This is a genomic window from Fictibacillus sp. FJAT-27399 (assembly GCF_001510655.1).
Classification (GTDB): domain Bacteria; phylum Bacillota; class Bacilli; order Bacillales; family Fictibacillaceae; genus Fictibacillus_C; species Fictibacillus_C marinisediminis.
Genome location: NZ_LMVC01000005.1, coordinates 325,676 through 338,548, shown reverse-complemented (window position 1 = coordinate 338,548; position 12,873 = coordinate 325,676). Strand labels below are relative to the sequence as shown.

Below are 12,873 nucleotides of genomic sequence, written 5' to 3'. Positions count from 1 at the left end.
AGAAGAGTTGTGCTACAATCAGGAAAGAACAGAACATAAAGGAACGATGTCTAATGACGGCAAATGTGCCGGTTTCAAAAAATGAAATCATAGATGCGGAATTCGTGGATCTGACCCATGATGGAGCCGGAGTGGCTAAGGTCGATGGATTTCCGCTGTTTGTACCGAACGGCCTGCCAGGCGAGAAAGCCAAGATAAAGGTCGTTAACGTGAAAAAAGGATACGGCTTTGGCCGATTGATGGAACTAACCGAAGAAAGCGGGCAGCGTGTTGAACCGCCATGCCCGATCTATAAATGGTGTGGAGGCTGCCAGCTTCAGCATTTATCATATGATGGCCAGCTGGAGTTCAAACGCAAGCAGGTCGAGGACGTGCTCCAGCGAATCGGAAAACTGGAAAACGTGCCGGTGCTTCCAACACTTGGCATGGGGGACGAGCCATGGCGTTATCGCAACAAAGCCCAGGTGCCTGTGGGCGAACGAGAAGGCCGTCTCATCACAGGCTTCTATCAAAAGCGAAGCCATGAAATCGTGGAGATGGACAGCTGCATCATTACAGGTGATACGGCCGATGAAGCTATTCAGGCGGTCAAAGACATCCTGAATAAGTACGGCATCCCACCGTATGAAGAGAAGCGCCATAAAGGCATCATCCGCCACATCATCGCACGTTATGGGAAAACGACGAACGAGCTGATGATTGTTCTCGTGACGAACGGAAAAGAACTGCCGAACCGCAACAGAATTGTGGATGATATCGTATCAACGATTCCACAGATCAAGTCGGTCGTGCAAAACGTGAACACACGGCGTACAAACGTCATTTTCGGTGACGAAACGAAAGTTCTTTGGGGCTCAGAATACATTTACGATTACATCGGCGATATCAAATTCGCCATCTCCGCCCGCTCGTTCTATCAGATCAACCCAGAGCAAACGAAGGTCCTGTATGATCAGGCCCTCAAATACGCGGAGCTGACAGGAGGCGAAACCGTCATTGACGCCTATTGCGGCATCGGAACGATCTCGCTCTTCCTGGCGCAAAAAGCGAAAAAGGTATACGGCGTAGAAATCGTACCGGAAGCCATCGAAGACGCACGCCGAAACGCCGAACTGAACGGGATGGACAACGCCGAGTTTGCGGTCGGTGAATCCGAAGTCGTCATTCCAAAATGGAAAGAACAAGGCATCACACCAGACGTCATTGTCGTCGACCCGCCGAGAAAAGGCTGTGACGAAGCCCTGCTTCAAACCATTATCGAAATGAAGCCAAAGCGAGTGGTCTATGTAAGCTGTAATCCATCCACACTGGCGAGGGATTTAAGGATTCTGGAAGACGGTGGATTTAAAACGACTGAAGTACAGCCGGTGGATATGTTTCCGCAGACGACGCATGTTGAGTGCGTAGCACAGATAATATTGAAAGAAGGCAACTAACCCTTAAGGGAGTTGCCTTTTTTGTTTCTTGAAGAAAGGTTAATAAATATAGAAAATAGGTTCTTTAAAAAGAAATATTAAGTATTAGAAACAAAACCCATCGCAAATGGTATAATATGGATAATTCTTCGCGGTAGGGAAGAGCGTACATAAAGTTCAATAATAAAATCTTCTATTTTTTACATAAAAATTTTAGTAAAAAAACATTTCGACTAATATTGAGTTGGCTTCGATTCCTGGGTGTAATCATATTCCGTAAAGATAAAACAGCGGTAAGCAAAATGGTTATTAATAACTGCATATTCTCTACCAGTGGTACTTATGAAAGATTAAGAAAAGTGACATTTAAGTTGTGGTATTGATGTTATAAAAAGCGGGAGGGTTTATGCTTCAATCACATATAAATATTAAAGATTGCATGAAGCATCATAATGTTATTGGTCTAAGCGTTTCTTTAATCAATAGTGGTCAAATTAGCCGAATTGAAAATTACGGTTTGCTAGAAGTGGGAACCAACAAAAAAGTGAACAATAATTCTATTTTTAATGCTTGTTCAATCAGTAAGTTTTTAACAGCATTACTCGTTTTGAAGTTAACAGAAGAAGGTATTCTCGATTTGGATGAGGATGTTAACAAAAGATTAAAATCGTGGAAAGTCCCCTATAATAATTTGGCCGACAAAAAAGGAATAACATTACGGCACTTGCTGAGCCATCAATCTGGAGTTATGGATCCTGAAGAAAGTTTTATGGAACTAACCCCTAATACAGGGATCCCTTCAATAGCAGAAATATTAGAAGGAACTACACCATATTGTAAAGCACCTATTGAAATTAAGTATAAACCAGGGAGCGACTTTCAATATTCAGATGCAGGATTTTGTATTATACAGCAGCTCATTGAAGATGTGACTGGGAAACCTTTTAAAAAAGTTGTTAAAGAACTAATATTTCAACCACTAAAAATGACAAATAGCACATTTATACAAAATATGTCTGAAGAGATAGATGCGGATTTTTCTTCTGGTCATAACAAAGAAAGTGAATTAGTAGATGGGAAGTATCCAATATATCCTTATCCCGCAGCCTCAGGACTATGGACAACTACTTCAGACTTATCTCAATTACTTCTTGAATTAATGAATGCACTCCATAATAAAAGCAGGATTGGAATTTCTGCAAATAAAGTAAAAGACATGATCAGCTCACAGGGGTGTAAAAGCTGGACTGGACTTGGGGTGTTTTTGGATGGTTCAGAAGAAGAAATTGAAATTTCATCACTGGGATGGGGATTAGGATTTCAATGTATGATGGCAGCCTATCCTCATTTAGGAAACGGTTTAATCATAATGACTAATACAGATTTGGGAGTCCATCAATTAAAAGGTATAATTGGTGAAATTTATTATGCCCTAAAACCTTTGTTAAATCTTGTTAGTGTTTAGTCACGTTGGAGCAGAGTTGAAAGAAAAAATCTTTATAAAAAGAGCCTTATAATTAAAGGAGCCAAAATTAAAAACCCTGACAACAGGGTTTGGTTTTAGCCCGGCACACAAAGCAACACTTTCAAGAGCTTCAAAGGTACTTCTTTGACAGCTCCCTGCTTCTGATCCAAGCGTTGAGGATAATTCTTTACTGATATAGCTTATTTAGAAGCTGCGTTTTCCTCCCCAAGCGCCTTGCAATTTACTGAGGAGCACAACTTGACCGATATGATATGCGCCGTGCATGGCTAAACTCTTCATTTCAAGCACTAATGGATGATCTTCTCCCGGGACCTGCCTATACATATCTGCATGTTCTGATTTTGCCAGTGTTTTTTCAAGTTCACGATGAACATAAAAGTATTCTTCTTTGGTTTTCTCCCAATTTTCCATCGTCTCAGCCGGTAGTCGGAATGTAGCTTTATTATTTTCTGCCTGCGGTTCATTCTCTGTTTCCCCGAGAAATCGCAACAGATATCTTTTTTCATAGAAAAGCAAGTGGCAAACCAGTTCCCAAATGGAGTTCATATCCTCATCCGCTGGTTTCCAAAGTGCCTGTTCAAAAGTGATATCCTCCAGCACTTTTTCAAGCGGCGGAAACCATTCTTCTTGATCCAAGCAGCTTGCCCATTGCTCTAATAAAAGCGTCTTTGCTTCCATTTGCTATTCCCTCCAATTTAGTCTTGGTCAAAACAAAATACATTTGCGGCATGTGTTCTGGCTAACTTACATTTCAAGATGAACCATTTCAATACCTGCTTAATTTTCTCTTGACTCAGGCTGCACCCTCATATAAACATTAAGATAACAACAGCCATTTCGGGCCGGTTTGATTCTTGTATCAGGCAAAGCTGTCCGTGTTAGAGTCCGCATACACATTTTAAGCAGTCAGAAGAAGCAAACGTCAGATACTCAAAAAGACGAGGAGTTGAAGGTAATGAAACTTCTGCTTACATCTGGAGGCATCAGTAACAAAAGCATTCGTGACGCGCTGGTTGACATGCTGGGCAAGCCGATTGAAGAGTCCACCGCTCTCTGTATACCTACGGCGGTGTACGCCATACCCAGTGGTGCATGGAACGCATGGAAGTTCTTGAATGGAAAATCTGGAGCACCGATGTGTGAAGTGGGCTGGAAGTCGCTTGGGGTGCTAGAACTCTCGGCGCTGCCGAGCCTCGGTAAAGAGCATTGGGTTCCGATGGTGAAGGAGATTGACGTTTTGTTGGTGGATGGCGGTGACCCATTGTATTTGAGTTACTGGATGAAGCAGTCCGGACTGGCAGACCTCTTGCCGTCGTTGAATTCAGTCTATGTCGGATTGAGTGCAGGTAGCATGGTGATGGCACCAAACATCGGAGAATTCTTCGTTGGCTGGACTCCACCCAGCGGAGGCGATGAAGGGCTGAATCTGGTGGATTTTGCGATGTTCCCGCATCTGGAGCACGAGATGCTGCCATATAACACGATGGCTAACGCAGAGAAATGGGCAGCCGGGATTCAAGGGCCGGCGTATGCCATGGATGATCAGACCGCCATCAAAGTGATCGATGGAGCGGTCGAAGTGGTATCCGAAGGGCAGTGGAAACTGTTTACGCCATGATCATACTCTGTTTGATATATCACTTAGTGTGGTCCATAAACTTCTCTTATAACTATCTATAATTTTTTCAATATTTAAACATATTTGATAAAACCATATAATGAAGGAAATAGGTCAGAAGAAGGAGAAGGTTATGGAACCGATCATGAAGGCATTTATGAATATTCCTACCACCTGTATTTCAGATTGTATGAATGGTCTCAACAATATGGATCCAGCGATTAAGCCCCTTGAAGAAGGCTATAGGATGGCGGGAAGAGCACTGACCGTGAAGATTCCTGTCGGGGATAATCTGGTACTTCTCAAAGCAATCCGTGAAACTAAACCTGGTCAGGTACTCGTCATCGATACAAAAGGAGACGAATATAGGGCTATTGCCGGCGATTTCATTATTGGAATGGCGCAAACTCTCGGCGCGCATGCTTTCGTGGTCGACGGTGTCATCCGGGATATTATTGACATCAAGAAGCTGAATTTCCCTGTGTTCGCAAGAGGCGCAGCCGTTGCATCGAGCGCAAAAGTTGGGGCTGGGGAGATCAATATTTCGATTTCCTGTGGCGGAACAGCTGTGAATCCTGGTGATATCATCGTTGGGGATGCAAATGGAGTTGTCGTCATCCCCCAGGCTTTAGAACAAGAAATTCTCGAAAAAGCACTGGCAAAAATAAAAAAAGATGAGAATAGAGAAAAAGAAGTGTCGGGGAATGTAGAGGCGATTAAGAAGTATATTGATCAAATGATATCAAATTAAGCAGGTAAGAAGGCCACTCCGAGAATCGAGAGTGGCCTTCATTGTATCTAGGACCGATTCCGACCTCGTTAAAAAGTTGAGGTCTTTTTTGGGAAAAACTTTATTTTAACTCGAAAAGTGGAATAATGGTTGATAGAGGAGACATATCCGTTTGATAATAAGTGTTTAAGCATGGTATAAATGTAAAGGAAGCAGGGACATCATGCTTTTTAATTTTGGGATAAGGGGTTCATTAAGTATCCCATCATGAGAGGATATGGATTACAACATGAAAGACAATTTTTGGCGTGATTTACCACGGCCATTTTTTATATTGGCACCAATGGAAGAAGTGACGGATGTTGTTTTCCGTCATGTCGTAAGTGAAGCAGCGAGGCCCGATGTGTTTTTTACAGAGTTCACAAACAGTGATAGTTATTGTCATCCTGAAGGAATTCGAAGTGTTAAAGGGCGTTTGACGTTTACTGAAGACGAACAGCCACTGGTCGCTCATATATGGGGAGATAATCCTGAAAACTTCCGTAAAATGAGTATCGGTATGGCGGAAATGGGCTTTCAGGGGATCGATATCAATATGGGCTGTCCTGTACCGAATGTGACACAGAATGGGAAGGGAAGCGGCCTTATCCTTCGTCCGGAAGTTGCGGCAGAGTTAATTCAAGCAGCCAAAGCAGGAGGATTGCCCGTAAGTGTAAAGACAAGGCTAGGTTTCACGGAAGTAGACGAATGGAAAGAGTGGCTGACACACATCTTGAAACAAGATATTGTCAATCTATCCATTCATTTGCGAACAAGAAAAGAAATGAGCAAAGTAGATGCTCATTGGGAGCTGATACCGGAGATTAAGAAGCTTCGTGACGAAGTGGCACCCGATACCCTTCTAACGATCAATGGGGATATTCCTGACCGTCAAACGGGCTTGAAGCTCGCAGAACAATATGGTGTCGATGGGGTGATGATCGGACGCGGCATCTTCCATAATCCATTTGCCTTTGAAAAGGAGCCGAAAGATCACAGCAGTAAGGAATTGCTTGGTCTCTTACGACTGCATCTTGACCTTTATGATAAATACTCACACTTGGAGCTGCGCCCGTTCACCGCTCTGCATCGCTTCTTTAAAATCTACGTCAAAGGATTCCGAGGGGCAGGCGAATTGAGAAATCAATTAATGAGCACAAAGTCCACAGATGAAGTGCGTACATTGCTCGATGACTATGAATCAAAGATCGAACTGTAGAAGTATTCCCATGAAATATTGCTAACGGAATCAGGTGATACTGGTTCCGTTAGTTTTTTTGTGAAATCACCAACATCTCATGTGTCGCAGATGACTTTGAACCAAGGGGCTGTCCAGAAAGTCGAAAATTGACCTTCAGGCAGCCCCTTTTTGGCTTGAAAAATCTTCAATGAAAAGTTGATTGGAGTGCAAGGTGCGAGACTCCTGCGGGACTAGCATGACAGGTGAGACTCCAGCAGGCGCTTGCGCCAAAAAGTAGGCGTTCACGCCGGTAAGGCTCACCGCACGCCCTGCGAAAGTAGGCGTTTACGCCGGTAAAAGCGAGCAGCCTGGAGCGGAGATCAACAGCTACCAGACTTATTGGACAGTCCCTTTTTCATATTAATTGATTTTCTCAGCCAGCTCTATGATTATTCCTTCTGGTCCGCGGATGTAGCATAATTTATAAGTGTTTTCGTAGTTTTGAATCTCACCAAAGAGTTCTGCGCCTTTCTTTTTCAATTTGGCGACAATGGCTTCAATATCTTCAACCGCAAATGCAATATGCTGGATCCCCAAGGTGTTTGCATAAGAGGGCTGAATTCCTTTTTCATCTAACGGAGTATGGAATTTGACCAGCTCCAGCGTTGCCTCGCCATCCGATGTTCCCAGCATGGCAACCGTCTCTCTAACATCAGTAAGCCCAATGATCTGTTCCACCCACTTGCCTTCCACTTCTGCTTCACCCAGCACGTTAAGCCCAAGTTCAACAAAAAACGCTTTCGCTGCAGCAAGGTCCTCTACAATGATACCCACATGATCAATTCTGCGAATCTTCATGTCTACCTCCCATGTTCCGAAGTTTAATCCGTTATGTTTCTAAAGGAACTTCTCGATGGCTGAATTGTTTTCCTCTTTATTTCTCCTATGGTTTCCTTCATCGGCGGAGGAAGAGTTTTACCTTGGAAAGGAATATGGATGACCATGCCCTCTGTCATCTACAACGTAATTAAGGTAACTTTTTATTTGTTCCTCCAAAACCTATACAATAGTTATCAATGTCTTTAATTGCGAATTCCTTCCAAGGGCCAGCGCTATGATCAATCCAGGGTTCAATTGTAATCATTGCCCCATTTTCCCTGAATTCTTTATAAAGTTCATCAAGTGATGACCAATCTTCAACATAACAATATACATCGAAGGCGGTATTAGTGCCTTTAGCAGGTTTGTTGGGCTGAACATCTCCAGGAGAATTTGCTTGCAGCAGCTTTATTCCTAAACCAGAAAACCCATCTCTTATTACCCACCATTCTGTAACTTCACAACCTAAGACATTTTGATAATACTCTTTTGATCTTTCTAAATTTGATACAAGCAAAACCTTTAATGAACTATGTATTTGTTTTTTTGGATTCATGGAAATTATCATCCTTTTCGTTTTATCTGGGAATTCAACATGAGGTGGAAAAAACCTTTATTTTGGCTGCTGAAAGGCTAATACCCCAAAACGCCTGTCTGCTGATGTTAATCATTAGTTAACCCCCATAACCTCCCTTGTAGTCCTTTCAAAACCTCTTCCGGCATTTCCCTGACCGTAATATCTTCTCCCAAAAATAGCACCCAGTTAGTAATTTCACTAAGTTCTTCCGGCTGATCCACATGGATAAAGGTCTTGAGGAGAGCTGTAGTTTGATAGGGATTCGTATACGAAATTGAAACTTTTAAAGGGTGGTATTTTTTGAACTGGGCGATGGCTTTTGGGCCGAGCTCCAGGACAAGGTTGATCGCTTCTTCCTGCTTGCTCAGTTTTTCCAGGATCTTTTTCTTGCTGACTCTTTTTTTCGGCGGGTAAGGTTTAACATCGGTGAGATGGTCGACAGGGATGATTTTCTTTTTTTCTTCCTGTAAGTCAAAGCCTTCGATCAGCCAGGCGCTTTTTTCACGATACAGGTGGAGGAGATAGATAGGATATGATTCTTCCTTGACCGTAATCAGCAGATAGCTATCCACAAGAAGGGTTTGGATGAGCGTTTCAAGCATGGGGTGGGGGAGGTCTGACAGATCAAGCAGGTCGGGATTATGGGGATTGGTTCCTTCAAAAAGCAGGATCTGATTCAAAAGAACAAGCTCATCCTGCTGGTTTTCGGAGATAAGGCCCAGTAATTTTTCAGCCAGTGACTGACGGCTCTTCAGGTACGGAAGCTGTTGGTTTCGAGTGGCCATAAAGGCAATAAAAAGAGCTTTCACCTCATGATTGGTAAAGCGAACTTCGGGCAGGACAGAGTTGTGCATGACAAAATAACCCCCATCCCTTCCAACCTCAGCTACAAGCGGCATCCCCATGGCTTCAACTTCTCTGATATCTCTAATGGCAGTTGAACGGGAAATGTTAAACTCCTGCATGATTTCAGAAATGGTAAAGCGGGCACGGTTGTTGATATACCGCATGATGATATTGATCCGTTCAACTTTTTTCATGAAGGCTCCTAAACAGTATCATTTTTTGACATGATTTAAGGATATGATATACCTATCAAGCGAAGAATACAAACACTTCAAAAAATGTAGAAAAGAGGTTTCGAAAATGGCGAATTATACGCTGGAAGAAAAAGAAGGCTTTACCGTTATCGGTCTTGGAACAGAGCTTAAGAGCGATTACACAGATTATGCAGGCATTCACAAGGAAAAGGCAGATTTTTGGGAGGCGGTCAGCCAGGATGGAAGGCTTGAAACGTTAAAAGAAATGGCATCCAATGACTACGTTTTTGCGGTGAACGAAGCGGTGAACAACAAAATGATGCATTATGCGGGCGTCATGACAGAGGCATCGGCACCGGAGGAAGCAAGAGTGATACAGTTTCCTAAAGGAGAATACGTCGTGGTGAAGGGCGAAGGGAAGTCGGCTGATGATTTGAACAACAAGCTTGCTGGCATTGCCTTTGGCCAGGTACTGCCAGAAGCATCGAATGTGGCTTATGTGGGCGGACCGAATGCCTCGGTTGAGCTGGGGCAACAGGATGGCAAGATTTATGGTGAAATGTGGATTCCGATTGTCAGGAAATAAGAAATAAAAAGGAGAGATGGAAATGTCCACTATCGTTGATTTTAAAAATGTGTCCCAAGCGGGATTGGAGTCTTCACCTGCAGCAGAAGCCCTTGCCGGGTTGCGTGCGAATGAAGCCCGTTACTTTATGAACAAATACAAGCACGAATTTTCGGTTGTACCAGCGAGCGAAAGCCAGGAAACACTTGATTATGTGAACGAGATTTTAAAAGAACGTGATATTGAGTTTGCAGCCAAACCGCTGGAAACATCAAGATTTCAAGTGGAAAATATCAAATTTGCCTACGTCTTCTATGAGGATGGTCTTGCGGTCAACGTCATGTATACGGTGGATAACCCCAAAAAGCGGGCAGTAGGTTTCAAGCTTTCAGATGGGATGGAGATCCCAAAGGAGCTGGAAGGGAAGTTTAAATTTGCAAGACAGAAGTCCAAACTCGCTGGAACCATTCGGGGCTCGTACTTTGTAATTAAGGGAGAATATTAAAGTAAGCGCAGTACTCAAGCATGGCCTTACCCCTTAAATTAGGCGGAAACCGATGAAGAATAAATGAAGGCAACAGACACTTTGTGCTCTGTTGCTTTTTTAATGCTTATGAATGTTCCAACACAAACTTCTTAAATTTCTGTGTGGCGGGTGAGACATATCTTCCATCTACCCAAGCAATCCCGATCGTCCGTTGGCAATGCGGATTTTTAATGGGGATTTTTTCGATTTTGCTTTGGTCTGTCCCTTTTAAATTCGGGAGTATGGAAATGCCGAGGCCTGCGGCAACAAGCGCTGCCACGGTATCTGCTTCTTCTCCTTCAAAGGTGATATTAGGTGTGAGACCCGCTTCCTGAAACAATTGTTCGACGGTGATGCGAAGAGAGAATCCTTCTTTTAAATGGATAAAAGATTCATCCGCGATTTCTTCCAGAGTAATGCTCATCTTATCTGCGTATTTATGGTCTTTCGGGACAATGACATATAGCTCCTCGTTCCATAGCGGGCTCCAGACAATGGGGGATTTGCTCTCCATCGGCGCTATGAGGCAGAGGTCAAATTCCCCCGCCATCAGCTGGGAAATCAGCTGATGGGAAGGCCCTTGGCCCAGGCGGAAATTAATCTTGGGATAGGATTGGCGAAAAGAAGAGAGCAGATCGGGAATACGGCCAGTACTCAGGGTGTGTAAAAATCCGATTGACACTTCCCCCTGCTCCGGATCAAGCAAGTCCTGAATTTCCTGTTTTCCTTCTTCAAATTCTTTCATGATGTTGTCCACGCGCTGTAAAAAGAGCTGTCCATATTTATTCAGTCGGATCGATCGCCCCTTACGTTCAAACAACGGTACCCCGATTTCCTCCTCAAACCTGGTAATCGAACGGCTGAGGGCGGGCTGGGTAATGGACAGAGCCTCTGCCGCACGTGTGACATGCTGCATGCGTGCCAGTGTCCTAAAGTATTCAAACTGCTGCCATTCCAATCGATAACACCACGTTTCTTTCAGATTATATATTACATAAATGCATTAAAAATATGATTATAATGAATTATACATCATAAGAAGACGATGATACTATAGAAATATGGAAAATAAAAATTTAAAGGGACGATAGAGATGCAACAAGATGAATGTCAAACCAATGAGATGATAGCCGTATGAGCTACATTCAACAGGGAACACCGCTTTTTCGAAAAACAAGCATGGCGTTTTTTGCCGCTGGTTTTAATACGTTTGCGATTCTTTACTGTGTTCAGCCGTTAATGCCCGAGTTCACAAAGGAGTTCGGCATTACTCCCACAACAGCGAGCCTGTCTCTTTCTGTCACCACGATCGTACTTGCTGTCAGCATGCTGATTTTTGGTTCATTGTCCGAAGTTTGGGGGCGAAAACCAATCATGGTCATTTCCATGCTTGCAGCTTCCGTGATTTGTATTTTTACAGCGTTCAGCCCTAATTTTCACGTTCTGCTGATTTTACGAACGCTGGAAGGAATATCACTTGCCGGGCTGCCTTCCATTGCCATGGCGTTTCTTGGGGAGGAAATCGAACCCAAAAGTCTCGGAACAGCGATGGGGCTATATATATGCGGAAATTCAATCGGAGCGGTATTTGGAAGGGTATTCTCAGGGTTGTTGAGCGACCTCGTTAGCTGGCATGCAGCGATAGGTGGAATCGGGGTCATAAGTTTAGTGGCTACCCTCATTTTTTGGAAGAGCCTACCGTCTTCACAGCATTTCAAAGCACGTCCATTACAGATTGGGAAATTAGGAAAATCACTTGTTGACCATCTGAAAGATCCCGGTCTCGTTTGCTTATTTTTTATGGGGTTTTTACTTTTGGGGAGCAACGTCGCGTTATTTAACTACATCGCTTATGTGCTGCTCGGAAAGCCTTATACGCTTAGCCAAACCATTGTCGGCTGGATCTTTCTAATCATGATTATTGGAATGTTCAGCTCGGTCTGGACCGGGAAATGGGTAGACCGCCACGGGAAGAAAAGAATACTATTCATTAACTTATTGCTTGCTTTAATCGGGGTTGGTTTGACGTTGGACACTGATTTATTCATTAAAATGCTGGGGCTCGGATTGTTTACCTATGGCTTCTTTGGCAGCCATTCCATCGCAAGCAGCTGGGTCGGTCAGCGCGCGACACATGACAAAGCACAAGCCTCTTCACTCTATTTATTTCTTTACTATACCGGCTCAAGTGTAGGGGGAACACTCGCAGGGTTCTTCTGGTCCGATTTCGGATGGGGAGGCGTCATCAGTATGACGGCGGGCTTTCTCATCATGGGTGTTATGCTTTGGGCGCTTATTTCAAAAATTGCACAGAATGGAAAGGGAGTTACAGAAGCAGCTTGATAAAAAAGCTTATAGAAAAGCAGTGGGATTCTCACATAAGATCTCACTGCTTTTTCATCAACTGAAACACTCCAAAGAAATGGGTTTGTCCTTTTTAAGTTACTCTATTGATTCTCTGTCTGCTCACGTTCAAGCCTTGTGATCTTCTGCTGGATTTTCGTTAGATTCTCTTTCGTATGCTGGATTTGCTGCAGCACTAGGATTTCTTGCTGCTTCATCATGTCCAGCCGTTGAGGAATTGTATCGTTTTCATCCATGCACCAGTCCACGAATTGCTTGATTTCCTTGATGGGCATTCCAGTTTCCTTCAAGCACAGAATCATCTCCAGTAATTTGAGAGTATCCTCTTCAAACACCCGGTCTCCCTTTTTCGTTCTTTTGAGAAAAGGAAGCAGACCCTGTTTGTCATAATACCGCAGCTGGGAGATGGACAGCTCGTTCATCGCTGCCACCTGTCCAATACTATAATGCATCA

General features: G+C 43.6%; 15 protein-coding genes. 8 read left to right on the top strand and 7 right to left on the bottom strand.

Features of this window, described 5'->3' with window-relative positions; translation table 11 throughout:
* Nucleotides 1–53: 53 nt before the first annotated feature.
* The gene (gene rlmD / locus AR335_RS19765; protein WP_062239059.1) at nt 54–1,436 is read left to right on the top strand and encodes a 23S rRNA (uracil(1939)-C(5))-methyltransferase RlmD; all 1,383 of its coding nucleotides are present in this window, start codon (nt 54–56) and stop codon (nt 1,434–1,436) included.
* 385 nt (nt 1,437–1,821) lie between these two features.
* Nucleotides 1,822–2,880 (top strand): serine hydrolase domain-containing protein, encoded by a 1,059-nt coding sequence (locus AR335_RS19760; RefSeq protein ID WP_062239057.1) that lies wholly within the window; start codon nt 1,822–1,824, stop codon nt 2,878–2,880.
* Between the two features lie 204 nt (nt 2,881–3,084).
* Here the strand turns inward: AR335_RS19760 and AR335_RS19755 are convergent, their stop codons facing one another.
* Nucleotides 3,085–3,579, bottom strand: a complete 495-nt coding sequence (locus tag AR335_RS19755) for a DinB family protein (RefSeq protein WP_062239055.1) — start codon at nt 3,577–3,579, stop codon at nt 3,085–3,087.
* A 277-nt stretch (nt 3,580–3,856) separates the two neighbouring features.
* Between AR335_RS19755 and AR335_RS19750 the strand changes: the two genes are divergently transcribed.
* From AR335_RS19750 to AR335_RS19740, 3 genes are all read left to right on the top strand, one after another.
* A complete protein-coding gene (locus AR335_RS19750) occupies nt 3,857–4,519 on the top strand; it encodes a Type 1 glutamine amidotransferase-like domain-containing protein (RefSeq protein ID WP_062239052.1) in 663 nt (220 codons plus the stop codon).
* Between the two features lie 133 nt (nt 4,520–4,652).
* Nucleotides 4,653–5,270, top strand: coding sequence for an RraA family protein (locus AR335_RS19745; RefSeq protein WP_062239049.1), 618 nt, complete (start codon nt 4,653–4,655; stop codon nt 5,268–5,270).
* A gap of 268 nt (nt 5,271–5,538) precedes the next feature.
* Nucleotides 5,539–6,507: a tRNA dihydrouridine synthase gene (locus AR335_RS19740; RefSeq protein WP_062239307.1), complete on the top strand. Its 969-nt coding sequence runs from the start codon at nt 5,539–5,541 to the stop codon at nt 6,505–6,507.
* A gap of 135 nt (nt 6,508–6,642) precedes the next feature.
* Here AR335_RS19740 and AR335_RS24495 read toward each other — a convergent pair whose 3' ends face one another.
* The 4 genes from AR335_RS24495 to AR335_RS19725 form a co-directional block, all read right to left on the bottom strand.
* Nucleotides 6,643–6,789, bottom strand: a complete 147-nt coding sequence (locus AR335_RS24495) for a hypothetical protein (protein WP_156419105.1) — start codon at nt 6,787–6,789, stop codon at nt 6,643–6,645.
* Between the two features lie 99 nt (nt 6,790–6,888).
* The gene (locus AR335_RS19735) at nt 6,889–7,326 is read right to left on the bottom strand and encodes a VOC family protein (RefSeq protein WP_062239047.1); all 438 of its coding nucleotides are present in this window, start codon (nt 7,324–7,326) and stop codon (nt 6,889–6,891) included.
* 169 nt (nt 7,327–7,495) lie between these two features.
* Complete coding sequence (locus AR335_RS19730; protein WP_062239045.1) at nt 7,496–7,903, bottom strand: VOC family protein; 408 nt, start codon at nt 7,901–7,903, stop codon at nt 7,496–7,498.
* A gap of 107 nt (nt 7,904–8,010) precedes the next feature.
* Nucleotides 8,011–8,964, bottom strand: a complete 954-nt coding sequence (locus AR335_RS19725) for a helix-turn-helix transcriptional regulator (protein ID WP_062239042.1) — start codon at nt 8,962–8,964, stop codon at nt 8,011–8,013.
* A gap of 106 nt (nt 8,965–9,070) precedes the next feature.
* On the opposite strand from AR335_RS19725, the gene AR335_RS19720 reads away from it, so the two are divergent.
* Complete coding sequence (locus AR335_RS19720) at nt 9,071–9,550, top strand: GyrI-like domain-containing protein (protein ID WP_062239039.1); 480 nt, start codon at nt 9,071–9,073, stop codon at nt 9,548–9,550.
* 22 nt (nt 9,551–9,572) lie between these two features.
* Nucleotides 9,573–10,034 (top strand): hypothetical protein, encoded by a 462-nt coding sequence (locus tag AR335_RS19715; RefSeq protein WP_062239037.1) that lies wholly within the window; start codon nt 9,573–9,575, stop codon nt 10,032–10,034.
* A gap of 106 nt (nt 10,035–10,140) precedes the next feature.
* Here AR335_RS19715 and AR335_RS19710 read toward each other — a convergent pair whose 3' ends face one another.
* Nucleotides 10,141–11,013 carry a LysR family transcriptional regulator gene (locus AR335_RS19710; RefSeq protein WP_062239034.1) on the bottom strand — a complete coding sequence of 291 codons (873 nt, stop codon included), beginning with the start codon at nt 11,011–11,013 and terminating at the stop codon, nt 10,141–10,143.
* Between the two features lie 176 nt (nt 11,014–11,189).
* Here AR335_RS19710 and AR335_RS19705 point away from each other — a divergent pair, with 176 nt between their 5' ends.
* Entirely contained in the window at nt 11,190–12,398 is a 1,209-nt protein-coding gene (locus tag AR335_RS19705; RefSeq protein ID WP_062239031.1) for an MFS transporter, read from the top strand.
* Nucleotides 12,399–12,502: 104 nt separating this feature from the next.
* Here AR335_RS19705 and AR335_RS19700 read toward each other — a convergent pair whose 3' ends face one another.
* Nucleotides 12,503–12,871 (bottom strand): MerR family transcriptional regulator, encoded by a 369-nt coding sequence (locus tag AR335_RS19700; RefSeq protein ID WP_062239030.1) that lies wholly within the window; start codon nt 12,869–12,871, stop codon nt 12,503–12,505.
* Nucleotides 12,872–12,873: the final 2 nt, after the last annotated feature.

Bases quoted from the DNA above. Each gene is read 5' to 3' on its own strand.
- rlmD (WP_062239059.1), top strand. From the start codon at position 54: ATGACGGCAAATGTGCCGGTTTCAAAAAATGAAATCATAGATGCGGAA.
- AR335_RS19760 (WP_062239057.1), top strand. From the start codon at position 1,822: ATGCTTCAATCACATATAAATATTAAAGATTGCATGAAGCATCATAAT.
- AR335_RS19755 (WP_062239055.1), bottom strand. From the start codon at position 3,579: ATGGAAGCAAAGACGCTTTTATTAGAGCAATGGGCAAGCTGCTTGGAT.
- AR335_RS19750 (WP_062239052.1), top strand. From the start codon at position 3,857: ATGAAACTTCTGCTTACATCTGGAGGCATCAGTAACAAAAGCATTCGT.
- AR335_RS19745 (WP_062239049.1), top strand. From the start codon at position 4,653: ATGGAACCGATCATGAAGGCATTTATGAATATTCCTACCACCTGTATT.
- AR335_RS19740 (WP_062239307.1), top strand. From the start codon at position 5,539: ATGAAAGACAATTTTTGGCGTGATTTACCACGGCCATTTTTTATATTG.
- AR335_RS19735 (WP_062239047.1), bottom strand. From the start codon at position 7,326: ATGAAGATTCGCAGAATTGATCATGTGGGTATCATTGTAGAGGACCTT.
- AR335_RS19730 (WP_062239045.1), bottom strand. From the start codon at position 7,903: ATGAATCCAAAAAAACAAATACATAGTTCATTAAAGGTTTTGCTTGTA.
- AR335_RS19725 (WP_062239042.1), bottom strand. From the start codon at position 8,964: ATGAAAAAAGTTGAACGGATCAATATCATCATGCGGTATATCAACAAC.
- AR335_RS19720 (WP_062239039.1), top strand. From the start codon at position 9,071: ATGGCGAATTATACGCTGGAAGAAAAAGAAGGCTTTACCGTTATCGGT.
- AR335_RS19715 (WP_062239037.1), top strand. From the start codon at position 9,573: ATGTCCACTATCGTTGATTTTAAAAATGTGTCCCAAGCGGGATTGGAG.
- AR335_RS19705 (WP_062239031.1), top strand. From the start codon at position 11,190: ATGAGCTACATTCAACAGGGAACACCGCTTTTTCGAAAAACAAGCATG.
- AR335_RS19700 (WP_062239030.1), bottom strand. From the start codon at position 12,871: ATGCATTATAGTATTGGACAGGTGGCAGCGATGAACGAGCTGTCCATC.